The organism is Halostagnicola alkaliphila, assembly GCF_055379965.1.
The window spans coordinates 805,413-819,586 of record NZ_AP043826.1; the positions used below are offsets into that span (position 1 = coordinate 805,413).

Sequence of the window (14,174 nt, forward strand, 5' to 3'; positions counted from 1 at the left end):
TCGATGGCGGACGATTCGTCCTCGCGAAAGCGGAAGGTCCGCGGAAAGAAAATCCGAACCGATCGCGCACAGAAGAGCGGTCGGAGAGCAAAGAAGGAGCTCCGCAGAAAGGCGGCGTCGGCCGGCGAACGAAACGGCGACACACCGCTGTCGTCCCCCGAAGACGTTGCTCCGGAGCCGTTCGTCGAAACCGACGAGATCGATTCGATTCGGGGACGGATTCAGGGCTGGCTCGAGGCCGAACAGCCGGTCCACCTGATCGGACCGACCGGTTGCGGGAAGACGTCATTGGCGCTTTCTGCCGCCGCGGAACGCGGTCGGCCGGTCGTCTGGCTCAACGGAGACGAGGCGGTCGACACGGCAGCCCTCGTCGGCGACCACGCGGGCGGGGAACGGTACGAAGAGCGCGATCAGTTCGTCAGCGGCGTCGACAAACGGACCCAGATCGTTCGCGAACGATGGGTCGACAACCCCCTCTCGGTCGCCGTTCGAGAGGGTGCAACGCTGGTGTACAACGAGTTCTCCCGAAGCGACCCGATCGCACACAACGTTTTGCTATCGGTGTTCGAGGAAGGCGTCCTCGAACGACCGGGAAAACGCGGCGAGGATCGAACGATCGACGTTCACCCCGAATTTCGTGCGGTGCTCACCTCGAACGACGTCGAGTACGCGGGAGTCCACCAGCAACAAGATGCCCTTCTCGATCGCGTCGTCGGCGTCCACATCGACTACTACGACGCCGAAACCGAGCGCGAAATCGTCGCCGCCCACGTCGAGTTGCCTGCCGATCAGATCGAACGGGTCGTCGAGACGACCCAGCAACTTCGCGACGAACTCGATATCGTCGTCGGCACTCGAGCCGCAATCACGACGGCAAAAGGGCTATCGGTGTTCAACGGCACCGAATCAGTCGACGACGAACTGCTTACCGACGTCTTCACCGACGTTCTTTCGCCGAAGGTCGCCGGCGGACGCGAGGGAAGCGACGTGACCGAACTCAGCGATCAAATCGCAGACACAGTGTAAAGTCCAACCGAAGACAGAATTTCCGAGACGAATTCAAACCCCTATGGCCGAAGCCGACACGGACACAAGCGAGCGATGTCAGGCTCTCACCGGCGACGGTGAGCGCTGTTCACGGCCGGCCCAGGACGACGGGTTTTGCTATCAACACGACGAGAGTGATCCAACCGTGAGCGACAGTCAAACAACACAACAGCAAGAACAGGAGGAGCAAGAACAGGAAGAGCAAGAATCGGCGGATGGAGCGGACTCTTCTAGTTCCCAAACGGCCTCGATGGCCGGAGAGGAAACGACGGACCCGGAAGACGTCGACACGAGTTCGCTGGAGGACTCTGATCTCGAGATGGACGATGTCGACGAGAGCAAAATCGAAGGCGTGCTGGCGGTCCGTCGGACCGTTCAGTCGACGGCGGGTGAACTGATCGGTTACCGGTTCGACGGCGTGAGCGAGATTACGCCGACCGACGAGGGCTGGCGTGCGGTCGCCGAAGTCGTCGAACGGGCGTCGGTTCCCGACACGCAGGACGTCCTCGGTCGATACGAGATCGAACTCGACGAGGACGCCGTCGTGCTGGGATACCAGCGGATCGACCGATACCGCCGCGGCGATACGGGTTCGTTCGAATCCGAGTAGCGCGTGCTCGAGCGACCCGCTCTGGACAGCGTTCGTCTCGGCCAGCTGCGCCAGTATCCTCCGTACCAATTACGTTGGTCTCGATTTTCGTAAAACGATCCTCTCTTGGTGCCAGACACCCCCCACATTCGAGTTAGATACTACGATCGGGACTCACGGAGTTGTTCGCCACAAGAAATGGGCCAACTCGGATTTGAACCAACGGAAGACATTCCTGCTCGCTCGTTACACTCGCTGTGCGGGCTGTGACTTCCGAGATTCAAATTTGAGTTGGATTCCATAGTTGCGGCTCGCGGGTTCGCTCGCCACAAAAATATGGGCCAACTCGGATTTGAACCGAGAACCTCCACCTTATCAGAGTGGCGCTCGACCTAATTGAGCTATTGGCCCGCTTCGCATCAGTGAATTGCGGGCTGGTACGTTTAAGCGTTTCTTTCTCTTAGACCCGTGCGAACCGCTACCGAGCGAAGGGGTCGTTGTCCGTCTCGTCGTCTCGAGACTCCTCGTCACCGAACTCGATTGTGTACTCCTCGTCTCCGACGTCCGATTCGACGGTGTAAGCGTCTTCGTCGAGGTCGTAGGTGCCGCCCGTCGCGTCGCTCGCACTCGCCGTACTGTTCGTGTTCGCTGTTTTTGACTGCTGACCACCTGCGCTTTCGCCGTTGGGGAATCCGAACGTGTAGACGCCACCGCTGGCGAAGCCGCCCGTCTTTTTGTCCGCGTAGGGAACTATCACGAACCGCTTGAGGCCTGCCCGAATCGGAATCCGCGTGATCGGAACGACGAGGAGAAAGCCGATCAGGTCCGTGACCAGTCCTGGCGTGAGCAGGAAGGCACCGGCCGCGATCAACAGGCCGCCGTCGAGCAACTGGTTCGTCGGCGGCTTTCCCTCCGCGAGCGACCGTTGCATCTTCCCCAGCGTGCGTCGTCCTTCCGCGCGAACGAGTAACATCCCGATCAGCCCGGTCAGAACGACCAGTAACACCATCGCGGCCCAACCGAAGTCGGTTCGACTGAAGACGAACGCGAGGAGGACCGCGTCCAGAAACGGGATGAGCAACAGCGCAGAGAGCCACCGGAGCATGCCTCGTTCTAGGGTGTGGAGGGTCAAAACCCTTTACTCTCAACGTTCGGATCCCGTTGCCCTCGGAATTCGAAGCCCGCCGCCGTCTTCCTCGAGGCGTGCCAGCATCGAATCCGTCTCGGGCTCGAACGAAGGTCTTACGCACGAGACCCACGTTCAAGCGGGTATGGACGACGCTACGCGAGTCGAGTGGCGCGAATGGGGGCAAGCGGCCTTCGACGAGGCGGCGGAATCGGACATCCCCGTATTGCTCTCGCTTACGGCGACGTGGTGTGATCACTGCCACGAGATGGACGACCAAACGTACGCGGAGCCGCGAATCGCCGCGAACATCAACGACCGATTCGTCCCGATTCGCGTCGACGCGGATCGACGACCTCGAGTGCGAGACCGATACAACATGGGCGGCTTCCCCTCGACGGTCTTTCTCGCCCCCGACGGCTCGCTGTTGACCGGTGCGGGCTATCTCGGACCCGACGGGATGCGGCAAGTTCTCGATAGCGTCGAGACAATGTGGGAAAGTAAAGGGGAGGGCGCGAGTCGAATCCCCCGGCCGCTCCGCGAGGACGAACCGCCGGCTGGAACGCTCTCGAGCGCTATCGAGGAGTCGATGCTCGGCCAACTTACGGAGAACTACGACGAAACCGCGGGCGGCTGGGGAACCGAGCCGAAGTTCCCGCTTCCGGACGCCCTCGAGTTCGCGCTCAAGCGCGACCGCGAGATGGCGCTTCGCTCGTTCGACGCGGTCAGCGCGAACTTGCTCGACGAGTACGAGGGCGGATTCTACCGTTTCGGTGCCGAAGCCGATTGGGGAGGAATTCAACACGAGAAGTTGCTCGACTCGAACGCGGCGCTCGTCCGCGCGTTTTCGAACGCCTATCTCTCGACGGGTCGCGAGGAGTATCAGAAACCGGCATCCCGAACGATCGAGTACCTCACGACGACGCTGTGGAACGACGACGTCGACGCCTTCGCGAACAGTCAAGCACCCGGCGAGGGCGGCTCTTACACCCTCGAGGCGAGCGATCGAGCGGACGCCGACGAGCCGCCGGTCGATCCGGGCGTCTTCGCCGGTCCGAACGGACTGACGATCGAGGCGTTGCTCACTTACTACGCGTACACGGACGACGAACGCGCCCGCCGATACGCCGAGCGAGCGCTCGAGACGCTCCGAACCGATCTCCTCGAAGACGGCGTCACAACGCATCGACTCCCCGGGGCCGACGAAAGCTCGGAATCGATAGAGCAGACGCCGCTGTTGCTAACCCAGGCTCGTGCGCTTCGAGCATTGCTCGCGGGAGCGAGTATTATCGGCGCTGAGACGCTCGACGACGCGCGCTCCGTCGCCGACACCACGGTCGATCAGCTTCGGGACGGCGACTCGTTCATCGATGCGCCAGCCCGAGGAACGGGCCTGCTCGACCGGTCGCTTCGACCGCTCGACGCGAACGTCGCGTTCGCGGACGCGCTCGTGGATCTCGAGGTGCTGACCGGCGAGGAGCGGTATCGAACCGTCGCACGAGAAACCCTCGAGGATTTCGCCGGCGCGAGCGATCGGTTCGGCGTCCAGATCGCGAAGTACGGCTCCGCCGCCGCACGAATGCTCGAGGGCCCACTCGTTATCCGCGTCGGAACGCAAGCCGGCTCCGACCTCCACCGAGCCGCGTTCCGTGTCGCAGACCACGAAAAAGTCGTCGTTCCCAACGCCGCGGGCGAGATCGAACCGGGAACGGCTCGAGTCGAACGAGGCGAACACGTCTCGGAACCGGCTGAAACTCCGCAGAAGTTGAGCGAGCAGGTTCAGCGTCTACTCGAGTGATACAGCGAACGAACGCCGGCGAATCGAATTTAAACCAAACTATCGTAGCGTTTATGACTCTCGAGTTGGTTGCGTATCCATATGGCCAGTCTCAGGGACCTCGGGCTTTCGGAGTACGAGGCTCGAGCGTATCGATCACTGTTGAGCACCGGTCCGACGACGGCAAAAGAGCTGTCCCGGGCCAGTGACGTGCCGATGGGCAGGATTTACGACGTCCTCAACAGTATCGAACAGTACAATCTCGTTCGAAGTCAGACTGCGAGTCGTCCCAAGAAGTACGTCGCCGTCGAACCTGCAACCGCGCTCGATCGGCTGCTGGACGACAAAAAGCGCGAACTCGACGAGAAGGCCGAACAGTACGAATCGATCGTCGACGATCTATCGGACGAACTCGACGCGGCCGAGCCCGTCGAAGAGCAGTTCTGGACTGCCTCAGTCGGTCCGGAGGAGACGATCGATCTCCTCTTGGAACGGCTCACCGCCGCGGATCAACATATCGTGATGGTCTCTGCGGATCCCGCTCCGCAGATGGATATTCGGACCGTCGGCGACGAGGTTCTCGCACATCTCGAGGACGCACTCGATCGCGGCGTCTCCGTCGATGTCCTCATGACTCGCGAACTCGTCGCGTCGCTTTCCGAAAACGTCGGGAGACGATATCAGGCGGCGCTTCAGGAGCGCGATGATTTCTCCGTGCGGATCAACGACGACGTTACGGGCTCGTTCAACCTCATCGACGATGTCGAAGTCTGTATCCAGGTCCCGAACCCGCTCAAATCCAAGGAGGTTTTCGGCATGATCGACCTGAAAGACCCCGAGTTCGCCGCCGACGTACACGAAGAGTTCTACCCGAGCTGGGAGCAAGCGGAGCCCCTCGAGTTCTGACGCTCCGCGGATTTGTTCTCGCCCTGAGCGCTAGATCTGCTCGCTATTCTCCAGACCCGCTCGAGATGCGAGTGTTGACGCCTGCCGATTGTCGACTGCCGATTGTCGACTGCAGCTGCGTGAAAAGATAGTAGCTGTTCAGCGCAACAAAACTGCAGATTGACGCGTATAGTGTCCGAAATCACCCAAACCGGTGAAACCGTGGCGGTCGTTATTCGAGTTCGCCGTTGACTTCTTCGCGAAGCGTTTTCATCTCGACCATCCGTTCGGCGTGTGCGTTGTGCTGGTGGATCGATTCGTCGTTCGACTGGGACATCGTGATCACCGCGTCGTCGGCGAGGTGGTCGAACTCGGAGACTACGCCTTCTGCCATCGCTCGAACGCAGTCCTCGACGAACTTGGCGTCGGAGTGAGCTTCGAACGTCATGTGATCCTCGTCGGGGCGTTTCGCGAGGTTGTAGATCTTGGCGCTCATGGACTCTCGAGCGATGTCGATGATCTCGTTTAGATCGACCTCCGGATCGCCGTCGGCTTCGACCGTGACCGTCGCGTGACCGCGCTGGGAGTGACCCGGCTGTGGAACATCGTCGAGGAATTCGGTGATCTTCGCTTCGGGAATCTCGAGGTCCTCGAGCTTCTGTTTCGCGCGAGCGACGGACATGCCCTGCGAGCACGGACAGACGGTCATCCCGACGACGTGCGCGCCAATTTCCTCTCGAGTGCCGTCTTCGGTTGCGGTCGCCGAGGCGATGATGTCGACGGTGTGTTGGGTTTCCCGATCCGAGGCGGGCGTCTGCTCGCGTCGCATGAACTCCGCTTTCATCGATACCTCGGCCTTGGACGTGTAGTCGTGTCGCTCGAGGAGTCGCTCGGCGGCATCACCGCAGACGTCTTCGACGCGGTAGGCCTCCTCGCGGGTGGCCTCTTCGAGGATTTCGTCGATGACCTCCATGTTTCGGCTCATGTCCGCGCCCTTGCGCCAAGATGGGAGGTCGACGAAGACCTCGAACTCAGCGGTGAGCACGAGCGGTCGTTTGCCGTTGCGAGCGATCTTGACGAGTTTTTCGACGCCGGTGACGCCGACCTGATTCAGGCCGACGGTGACGTCGGGGGCCGTCGCTTGCACGTCGGGAAGCTGTTGACTCATTGCCTGTACTCAGGACAGCGTGCGATTCAACCTTTCGGAAGGGACATCGTTGGCCGAACGTGACGGTTCGACTCGAGCGAGTGTCCCGACTCGAAGCGGGTCGTTCCGCGCGTTCCTTTAAGTGCTTCTCGTCACAAGGTGAAGATACGAACGGCGATCCGAAACTTCTCGAGGTCTCTCTCGTGCGCTCGAACGACAGTTCTGGCGATTCATACTCTCCGAATCTTTCACAACGTGGTTTCTCGAGCATATCGGTTCCGGTGCTATCGTCTCCGCCCTTCGAGCGGAGCCACCCGTGACGGAATCGATTCGAGACCTTCCGGTTCCGTCCAACCTATATGGCGTACGATACAATTCTCGAACATGTCCTACGAGAAGGCTCACAAGACAGATCCGGAATCGTTCATTTCCGAAGAAAGCGGCGGTCTGTGGTTTCTCAAGGAGGAACTCGAGACCGACGAGATCGGACTTTCGATCCTCGAACTCGAGCCGGGCGTCAGCGGTAAAGCCCACGACGAAACCCACACCGGCCAGGAGGAGGTGTACTACGTCGTCGAGGGGACGGCGACGGTCGATCTCGATGACGAGTCGGTAACGCTCGAGACCGACGAAGCGCTCCGGATCGATACCGAAGTGGAGCGACAGATCCACAACGAGAGCGACGAACGGGCGAAACTCGTGCTCGTCGGCGCGCCGCTGTAGCGAAACAACGGGGAGGGTAATTCGACGGATTCGGCCGACGGCCCAACCTACTCGACGGGCCGCCCAACCGATCCGACAGCCAAACTTCTCCGACTTATCCGACCGCCCGCGAAACTCAGTCGTCTCCCTCGAGTTGCACGAGTTCGTCGACGTCGGGAATGTCGGCGGCCGCGTCGGTAATCTGTTGCATGCGATCGGTATGCTTTTTGACGGCGTAGCTCGCGAGCGTTCCCTCCTCGAGACCCGCGGGTTCGCCGTCCTCGGGCTGGAACCGGTTGTCTTCGGTGATCCCCTGCACAAGCGGGACGAGTTCGCTTACGGTGTCTTCGACGAGTGCGGGCTCGACGCCGTCGGCGATGAGCTTCTTGAGTTGGTTCATCCCGAACCCGACGTGGCGGCCTTCGTCGCTGCGGATGCTCGTGAATCCCTCGACGAGGCCGGGGAGATGCGGGAGCTCCTCGAACTCGCCGCCGAACGAGCGTTGCATCCCGTAGTAGCCCGTCTGTGCAAGGATTCCCTCGACCACGAGGTGGTAATGACAGTACGCCTTGGCGCGGTTTTCGGGGGTGTCTTCCTCGAGAAGCTTGTACTGTGCTTGCTTGTTTCGGTCGAACAGTTCGACGTAGGGCTCGTTGAACCACTTCTCCTCGCGGGGATTCGAGCGATCCCACCCGAGCTCGTCTTCGACGGTCCAGACGACCTCGCGCCAGTACCGGTCGAAGAAGTCCGCGTGTTTGGCCTCCTCGTAGAGCTGGGTCGTCAGAAACAGCTGATCGTCGATGTCCTCGAGCACCGTCGCCAGCGGCGCGAGATCTTCGGTGACGGCGTCCTCCCCCGCGCCGAACTTCGCGATTCCGTTTACCATTCCGTCGAGGGCCAGCCGATCGAACCCGTCGGCCTGCTCGGCGAACTCGAGGAGGTTCTCCCGATCCCTCGAGAGATCGATTTCGCCGGGGTCCCAGTGTCGTTCGACCGCGTTTCTGTAATATCGGTTCGACCGTGATTCGCGGTCCATCATCGCCGTAGGCGTGTACTCCGAGGCCATAGTTGGACCAACGGCCCGCTCGTAATAATAGCTGATGCTGTTTGTAGAAAGACACGAAAAGGTAGTAGAATAGTGGGCCGCAGACTGCCGATGACAACACCCTTAACCGCCGTCGTGGCCACCGCTCGAGTGATGCCACCGGCGATCGAGACGCAGGACCTTATCAAAGAATACGGTGAGATACGGGCGTTACAGGGCCTGTCGCTAACCGTCGAGGAGGGTGAGTTTTTCGGACTGCTCGGCCCGAACGGCGCGGGAAAGACGACGTTCATCAACACGCTCGTCGGCCTCGTTCGCAAGAGCGGCGGGGACGTACGCGTCTTCGGCCACGACGTCGAAACGGAGTACCAGCAGGCTCGAGACGCGATCGGGCTCGCGCCACAGGAGTTCAACGTGGATCGATTCTTCCCCATTCGGGAGGTGTTGATGCACAAGGCCGGCTACCACGGAATACCCGACTCGGAAGCGGAGAAGCGAGCCGACGAGGTGCTCAAACGCGTCGGGATCTACGACAAGCGCAACGAGCGCTTCGACTGGCTCTCGGGCGGCATGAAACGCCGACTCCTGCTCGCTCGAGCGCTCGTCACCGACCCTGATCTGTTGATTCTCGACGAGCCGACGGCGGGCGTCGACGTGCAGTTGCGCCACGACCTCTGGGAACTCGTCACCGAACTCAACGAGGAGGGGACGACCGTACTTCTGACGACTCACTACATCGAGGAGGCCGAACGCCTCTGCGATCGGGTTGCGATCCTCAACGAGGGACGAAAGGTGACCGTCGCGACGCCGGACGAACTCAAGGAACGCGGAACGGACACGATTTCGGTCGCCCTCGAGAACCCGCCGTCGACTCCGCCGTCGCTGGGTGCCTACGCCCACGACGCGTGGCTCAGCGGCGACGCGCTCGAGGTTCGGGTCGACGACGGGGGGTCGACCGCCCCGCAGTTGCTCAACGACCTCGAGGCGGCGGGATATGACATCGTCGACCTCGAGATCACCCGGACCTCGCTCGAGGAGGTGTTCGTCGACCTGACCGGACACGAGGATCGATCCGTCACCCGCTCGGACGAGGGGGACGATGCCGGCGAGGACCAGTCGCCCGGCGACGACCAGTCAGGGACCGAGCGCGAGGAGGATTTCCTCGAGCAGGGAGGTGCCGTCTGATGCGGCCAGTCTCCTCGGGGGCGTGTCTGCTCTCACCGGCCGTCGTCGAAACGCGCGCGCTTTCCACAGGTGATCGACTATGAGTATAGCGAACACACAGTTGCGGACGCTGATCCAGCGCGAAGTGCTCCGGTTCGTGCGACGCCCGTACAACACCTTCCTCCCGCCGCTGATCACGAACGTGCTTTACTTTTCGGTCTTCGGGGTCATCCTCGGCAGCCGAATCGGATCGGTCGGCGACGTGACCTACATCCAGTTCGTGCTGCCCGGTCTCGTCGTGCTCGGAGCCATGTCGAACGCATTCGAGAACGCGTCCTTTAGCATCTTTCACGGCCGGTGGAACGAGTACATTCACGAAGTTATCACCTCGCCGCTTTCCCACACGCAGACGGTCGGCGGGTACGTCATCTCGAGTGCGCTTCGGGGCATCATTATCGGCGGGCTGATCGTCGCAGTCGGCTTTTTGTTCACGACAGTGCCGTTCGCACACCCGCTGTACCTGCTTAGCTTCGGCGTCGTGACGACCACTCTCTTCGCCGGCCTCGGGATAATCGGTGGCCTGTGGGCGGAGGACTTCGACCATCTGACGGTCATGAACCAGTTCCTCCTGCGCCCGCTGGTCTTTTTCGGCGGCGTGTTCTACTCGTTAGACCAACTCGAGGGGCTGGCCTACACTGCGTCGCTGCTCAACCCGATGGTCTACATGGTAAACGGCGTCCGCTACGGGATGATCGGCGTGACGGAGATTAACCCGAATATGTCGTTGCTCGTGCTATCCGGGGCGGCCGTGGTCGTACTCGCGATCGATCTATTCCTGTTCAAGCGCGGCTATGGAATCTCTGACTGAGCCGTCTCTTCGGTGAACCGCTTCGAGGGTGACCTCCTAAGCGGACATAAAATTGTAGGCGAACGCTGTGGCTACCAGTAGGACAGCAGTTGCAGCAACAGCCACAATAGGGCCTGTCTCGAGATACTCAGACGTGGCGGCTCCGAGCACGACTGAAATAACCCCCAGTATCGTTGCTACCCGGGCCGGAAGGCGTTTCGTCGATGTAACCGCGCTCATACTGTGAGTCCCATCTCTGTGTTCATGAATTTTATGTGTCTCGGGCTCTGTCGAACGAAAATCAGCGTACGAGATCCGGTACATACTCTGTGACGTATCGAATCAAAACGCTCACATGGTGGCTGTGAGAGCTGTTATTTGACGACCCCGTCTCAGTCGGACGCTTTCACGAGTTGCTTGCCGATATTCTCGCCCTCGAACAACCCGAGGAACGCGTCGGGCGCGTTTTCGAATCCGTCGACGACTTCTTCGCGGTACTCGAGCTCACCCGAGTCGATAAACCCGGCGAGTCGCTCGAGCGCTTCGCCCCAGCGCCCCTCGTAATCGCCGACCAGCAAGCCTTCGACGCGCGCCCGTTTTTCGATGAGCGTCGCGAGTTTGCGCGGCCCGGTCGGCACGTCGGTCTCGTTGTACAGCGCGATCTGTCCGCAGACGGCGACTCGAGCGCGGAGGTTGAGTCGGGGCCAGACGGCGTCGGTGATCGGGCCGCCGACGTTGTCGAAGTATACGTCGATGCCGTCCGGACAGGTCTCCTCGAGCGCGGCTCCGAGGTCGTCGGTCTCCCGGTAGTTGATCGCCGCGTCGAAGCCGAGGTCGTCGGTGAGCCAGTCGATTTTTTCGTCGCTACCCGCGGTCCCGACGACCCGTGCGCCCGCGATCTGTGCGAGTTGACCGACGACAGAGCCGACCGCGCCGGCCGCCGCGGAGACGACGACGGTGTCGCCCGGTTTCGGCTCGCCCACGTCGAGCAGGCCGAAGTACGCCGTCACGCCGGGCATTCCGAGCACGCCGAGGGCGGTCGAGACGGGTGCGAGGTCCGGATCGACGCGTCGGAGTTCGCCCCCGTGGGTGACCGCGTGTTCGGCCCACAACAGGTCGCCCGTCACGATATCGCCGGCCTCGAGACCCTCGTAGTTGGACTCGAGGACTTCGCCGACGACGCCGGCCTTCATCGGCTCGCCGACGTCCCACGGCTCGGCGTAGGATTCGGCGTCGCGCATCCGGCCGCGCATGTACGGATCGACCGACTGATAGCGCGTTTCGACGAGGACTTCCCCCTGTTCGGGCTCCGGCCGATCTACGGTGACTAACTCAAAGGCGTCGTGGGTTGGTTCGCCGACTGGACGGTTCGCGAGGTGCCACTGTCTGGTCGTTGCCATATTTGAGCATCGATCCGACGAAATGTCAACATTTGGCTCCCGGAAACGAGGGTGTCGCTGTTCGCTCAGAAATAGCGTGTTGTGATAGCATCTAATCCACCAATGCGGTGCTATCGACTCGAGCGCGACAATCTGAGTTTCGAGCCGTTTAACAACCGTATAACACCTCTTCGGGCGGAATATGGCGGCTTTAGACCGGTATTCCGTTGCCGGTTCCGCGCGGTTGAATCGACCGAACTCGAGTTAACGGCTCCATTAGAAAGTACTCCGGATGGGGACAGTCGGGTATGGATATCGACTCGTCTCGGCGACGAATGTTAGCTGCAGTCGGCGTTGGTACGGCCTCCCTCGCGGGGTGTCTCGACTTCCTTTCGGGCGGCGATGGTGATGGCGACGGTAATGGAGACGGCGACGGTGACGGCAACGGTGGAGACGGAGCGGGTGCGGCGTGGCCCGCGTCCAATTCGGGCGAACTCATCTCCGACTTTCGCGAGGACGACAACTGGGTCTCCCGACACGGCGAAATCGAACCCGCGCCCGACGAGGCGGTCACCGGTGATCAGGCGATGGTCATCGAAAGCGACAAGGCGGTCGCCAGCGCCGGTCTCGCGGTTCCCGACGGAGTCAACCTCAAAGATTGGGACGCCTCGATGGCGGTCAAGGTGGATTCGGCCACTGACATCCGACTCGAGGTCCTCGCGAGCGGCCGCGAGAACAACCTGACGAGTATCAGACAGATCCCCGAAGCGTACGAAGGGTGGCTCCGCGTCGACTTCGGCTACATCATGAAAAGTGGCGAACCCGATCTTTCGAACGTCACGCAGTTCAATATCGTCGCGAGCGGCCCCGAGGGCGGTCCGACGCGTGTCGTCGTCGACGACCTCCGGCGGACGGAGGCGGCAGTCAGCAGCGGGAAGGCGATTCTCGCTTTCTACGACGGACTCCCTTCGCACTTCGATATCGCCGCGGACATGCTTGAGGAGCGCGGCTGGGCCGGCGCGGTTCCGGTCGACCCCGACCGTATCGGCGGGTCGGGGCGGATGAACGCCAGCCAACTCCAACAACTCAGCGAGCAGGGCTGGGACGTGTGTTCGTATCCGGAAAGCGACGGCCCCCTTCCAGAACAGTCGGAAGAGCGCCAGCGCGAACGGATCCAACAGTCGATATCAACACTCGAATCCTACGAGTTCGAAGACGGTGCGCGTCACTTCTTCGCGCCGGGAGATAGCATGGACGCGACGACCCACGAAATCGTGCGCGAACACCACGAGTCGGGCTTCTTGTTCGGTGCCAGTCCCAATTCCACCTCTCCGACCGGCCCCCACATGACCTCGCTCATCTGGGGTCCCGACCTCCACGGGGGCGTTCGACGTGCGATCAATCTCTCGGATCAGTACAACCAACTCACCGTCCTCCGGATTCCAGCGATCGTCGAGGACGAAGCCGATTCGAACGCGAACAACATGCTCCTCGAGAACTTCGAGCACCTGCTCGACCACCTCGAACACCGCGGCGTCGACGTGATCACGCCGTCCGATCTGGTCGACGGCTCGATGGAGAGCGACGACGAGGGCAGCTCCGAGAGCGACGATGGCGGTCCGATCCTCGAGGCCGGAAACGCACACACGTTCGACGGTAACGGATCCGGCCAGACCGACGAGTTCGACCTCGCGAACAGCGGTGTGGAGTGTACCTTCTCACACGAGGGAAGCGGGGACTTCGTCGTCGAGGGAACGGCGGTCGACGGCGACCTCGCACACGAACTCCTCGTGGACACGACCGGCTCCGGACCGGGCAAGTCGTTCACGTTCGCCGACGAGGGGACCTACCAACTCTCCGTTGAAGCCGACGGCGAGTGGTCGATCGAACTCGACCAGCCCGAAGTCCAGCAGTCGGATCTCACATCGTTGCCGGTCTCCGAATCCGGCACCGGATCGTCGTTTATCGGGCCGCTCGAGAGCGAGGACGACATCAGTCTCGAGGTGTCCCACGACGGGGACGGGACCTTCCTCATCGACGGCTTCGACTCGAGCGGAAGCAGAGAACAGGTCGTCAACAAGACCGGACAGTTTGAGGGCTCGAGATCGTACGCCGTCGGGGACGCGACGTGGTTCAACGTCGAAGCGACCGGCGACTGGGAACTCACGATCGAGTGAGGCGTTTGACTCGGTAGGATTACAGAAAAGCAGCAATTGTTTTGTGGGTGATTCGTCCGTATAGCAGCATGAGCGATGCCAACGACGAACTGCTCGAGGGAAACGCCGCTCACGTAGACCGGCTTCCGGACGGGTACTTCGCGGACATCCAGACGGGCTAGCACCGACCGTCGTCGCGGTCTGCTGTTCGGACTCTCGGCTCTCCTATGAGGGGTTGTGGGGCGTCGATCGGCTGGGCACGATCTTCAGCCTAGCAACATCGGCAATCAGGTCTGGGCCGACGGCGAGA

The 14,174-nt window shown here is 61.5% G+C and carries 12 protein-coding genes, 1 tRNA gene and 1 pseudogene; 9 read left to right on the forward strand and 5 right to left on the reverse strand.

Annotated features, from left to right (window positions below; genetic code table 11):
• Positions 1–3: 3 nt before the first annotated feature.
• Both gvpN and gvpO read left to right on the forward strand, forming a co-directional pair.
• Positions 4–1,026 (forward strand): gas vesicle protein GvpN, encoded by a 1,023-nt coding sequence (gene gvpN, locus ACZ5C7_RS09155; RefSeq protein ID WP_464376022.1) that lies wholly within the window; start codon positions 4–6, stop codon positions 1,024–1,026.
• 43 nt (positions 1,027–1,069) lie between these two features.
• Complete coding sequence (gvpO, locus tag ACZ5C7_RS09160; RefSeq protein ID WP_464376023.1) at positions 1,070–1,657, forward strand: gas vesicle protein GvpO, halophile-type; 588 nt, start codon at positions 1,070–1,072, stop codon at positions 1,655–1,657.
• 316 nt (positions 1,658–1,973) lie between these two features.
• On the opposite strand, the gene ACZ5C7_RS09165 is transcribed toward gvpO, so the two are convergent.
• Positions 1,974–2,047 (reverse strand) — tRNA-Ile (locus tag ACZ5C7_RS09165).
• A gap of 67 nt (positions 2,048–2,114) precedes the next feature.
• Complete coding sequence (locus ACZ5C7_RS09170) at positions 2,115–2,741, reverse strand: FxsA family protein (protein WP_464376024.1); 627 nt, start codon at positions 2,739–2,741, stop codon at positions 2,115–2,117.
• Between the two features lie 166 nt (positions 2,742–2,907).
• Here ACZ5C7_RS09170 and ACZ5C7_RS09175 point away from each other — a divergent pair, with 166 nt between their 5' ends.
• Both ACZ5C7_RS09175 and ACZ5C7_RS09180 read left to right on the forward strand, forming a co-directional pair.
• Positions 2,908–4,560 (forward strand): DUF255 domain-containing protein, encoded by a 1,653-nt coding sequence (locus tag ACZ5C7_RS09175; protein ID WP_464376025.1) that lies wholly within the window; start codon positions 2,908–2,910, stop codon positions 4,558–4,560.
• Between the two features lie 81 nt (positions 4,561–4,641).
• The gene (locus ACZ5C7_RS09180; RefSeq protein ID WP_464376026.1) at positions 4,642–5,445 is read left to right on the forward strand and encodes a TrmB family transcriptional regulator; all 804 of its coding nucleotides are present in this window, start codon (positions 4,642–4,644) and stop codon (positions 5,443–5,445) included.
• Between the two features lie 211 nt (positions 5,446–5,656).
• On the opposite strand, the gene mptA is transcribed toward ACZ5C7_RS09180, so the two are convergent.
• Positions 5,657–6,592, reverse strand: a complete 936-nt coding sequence (gene mptA, locus ACZ5C7_RS09185) for a GTP cyclohydrolase MptA (protein ID WP_464376027.1) — start codon at positions 6,590–6,592, stop codon at positions 5,657–5,659.
• A 363-nt stretch (positions 6,593–6,955) separates the two neighbouring features.
• Here mptA and ACZ5C7_RS09190 point away from each other — a divergent pair, with 363 nt between their 5' ends.
• Entirely contained in the window at positions 6,956–7,294 is a 339-nt protein-coding gene (locus ACZ5C7_RS09190) for a cupin domain-containing protein (protein WP_464376028.1), read from the forward strand.
• Positions 7,295–7,409: 115 nt separating this feature from the next.
• Here the strand turns inward: ACZ5C7_RS09190 and ACZ5C7_RS09195 are convergent, their stop codons facing one another.
• A complete protein-coding gene (locus tag ACZ5C7_RS09195; RefSeq protein WP_464376029.1) occupies positions 7,410–8,339 on the reverse strand; it encodes a ferritin family protein in 930 nt (309 codons plus the stop codon).
• A 132-nt stretch (positions 8,340–8,471) separates the two neighbouring features.
• Between ACZ5C7_RS09195 and ACZ5C7_RS09200 the strand changes: the two genes are divergently transcribed.
• Together ACZ5C7_RS09200 and ACZ5C7_RS09205 are read left to right on the forward strand one after the other, a co-directional pair.
• A complete protein-coding gene (locus ACZ5C7_RS09200; RefSeq protein ID WP_464378419.1) occupies positions 8,472–9,503 on the forward strand; it encodes an ABC transporter ATP-binding protein in 1,032 nt (343 codons plus the stop codon).
• A 79-nt stretch (positions 9,504–9,582) separates the two neighbouring features.
• Entirely contained in the window at positions 9,583–10,350 is a 768-nt protein-coding gene (locus ACZ5C7_RS09205; RefSeq protein WP_464376030.1) for an ABC transporter permease, read from the forward strand.
• A 371-nt stretch (positions 10,351–10,721) separates the two neighbouring features.
• On the opposite strand, the gene ACZ5C7_RS09210 is transcribed toward ACZ5C7_RS09205, so the two are convergent.
• Entirely contained in the window at positions 10,722–11,729 is a 1,008-nt protein-coding gene (locus tag ACZ5C7_RS09210) for an NADP-dependent oxidoreductase (protein WP_464376031.1), read from the reverse strand.
• Positions 11,730–12,016: 287 nt separating this feature from the next.
• Between ACZ5C7_RS09210 and ACZ5C7_RS09215 the strand changes: the two genes are divergently transcribed.
• On the forward strand, positions 12,017–13,885 hold the full coding sequence (locus tag ACZ5C7_RS09215) for a polysaccharide deacetylase family protein (RefSeq protein ID WP_464376032.1): 1,869 nt from the start codon (positions 12,017–12,019) through the stop codon (positions 13,883–13,885).
• A 68-nt stretch (positions 13,886–13,953) separates the two neighbouring features.
• A pseudogene (locus tag ACZ5C7_RS09220) lies at positions 13,954–14,167 on the forward strand (carbonic anhydrase); the annotation flags it as partial.
• Positions 14,168–14,174: the final 7 nt, after the last annotated feature.

Excerpts from the sequence above, each read along its gene's own strand:
- gvpN (WP_464376022.1), top strand. The coding sequence starts at position 4 with ATGGCGGACGATTCGTCCTCGCGAAAGCGGAAGGTCCGCGGAAAGAAA.
- gvpO (WP_464376023.1), top strand. The coding sequence starts at position 1,070 with ATGGCCGAAGCCGACACGGACACAAGCGAGCGATGTCAGGCTCTCACC.
- ACZ5C7_RS09170 (WP_464376024.1), bottom strand. The coding sequence starts at position 2,741 with ATGCTCCGGTGGCTCTCTGCGCTGTTGCTCATCCCGTTTCTGGACGCG.
- ACZ5C7_RS09175 (WP_464376025.1), top strand. The coding sequence starts at position 2,908 with ATGGACGACGCTACGCGAGTCGAGTGGCGCGAATGGGGGCAAGCGGCC.
- ACZ5C7_RS09180 (WP_464376026.1), top strand. The coding sequence starts at position 4,642 with ATGGCCAGTCTCAGGGACCTCGGGCTTTCGGAGTACGAGGCTCGAGCG.
- mptA (WP_464376027.1), bottom strand. The coding sequence starts at position 6,592 with ATGAGTCAACAGCTTCCCGACGTGCAAGCGACGGCCCCCGACGTCACC.
- ACZ5C7_RS09190 (WP_464376028.1), top strand. The coding sequence starts at position 6,956 with ATGTCCTACGAGAAGGCTCACAAGACAGATCCGGAATCGTTCATTTCC.
- ACZ5C7_RS09195 (WP_464376029.1), bottom strand. The coding sequence starts at position 8,339 with ATGGCCTCGGAGTACACGCCTACGGCGATGATGGACCGCGAATCACGG.
- ACZ5C7_RS09200 (WP_464378419.1), top strand. The coding sequence starts at position 8,472 with ATGCCACCGGCGATCGAGACGCAGGACCTTATCAAAGAATACGGTGAG.
- ACZ5C7_RS09205 (WP_464376030.1), top strand. The coding sequence starts at position 9,583 with ATGAGTATAGCGAACACACAGTTGCGGACGCTGATCCAGCGCGAAGTG.
- ACZ5C7_RS09210 (WP_464376031.1), bottom strand. The coding sequence starts at position 11,729 with ATGGCAACGACCAGACAGTGGCACCTCGCGAACCGTCCAGTCGGCGAA.
- ACZ5C7_RS09215 (WP_464376032.1), top strand. The coding sequence starts at position 12,017 with ATGGATATCGACTCGTCTCGGCGACGAATGTTAGCTGCAGTCGGCGTT.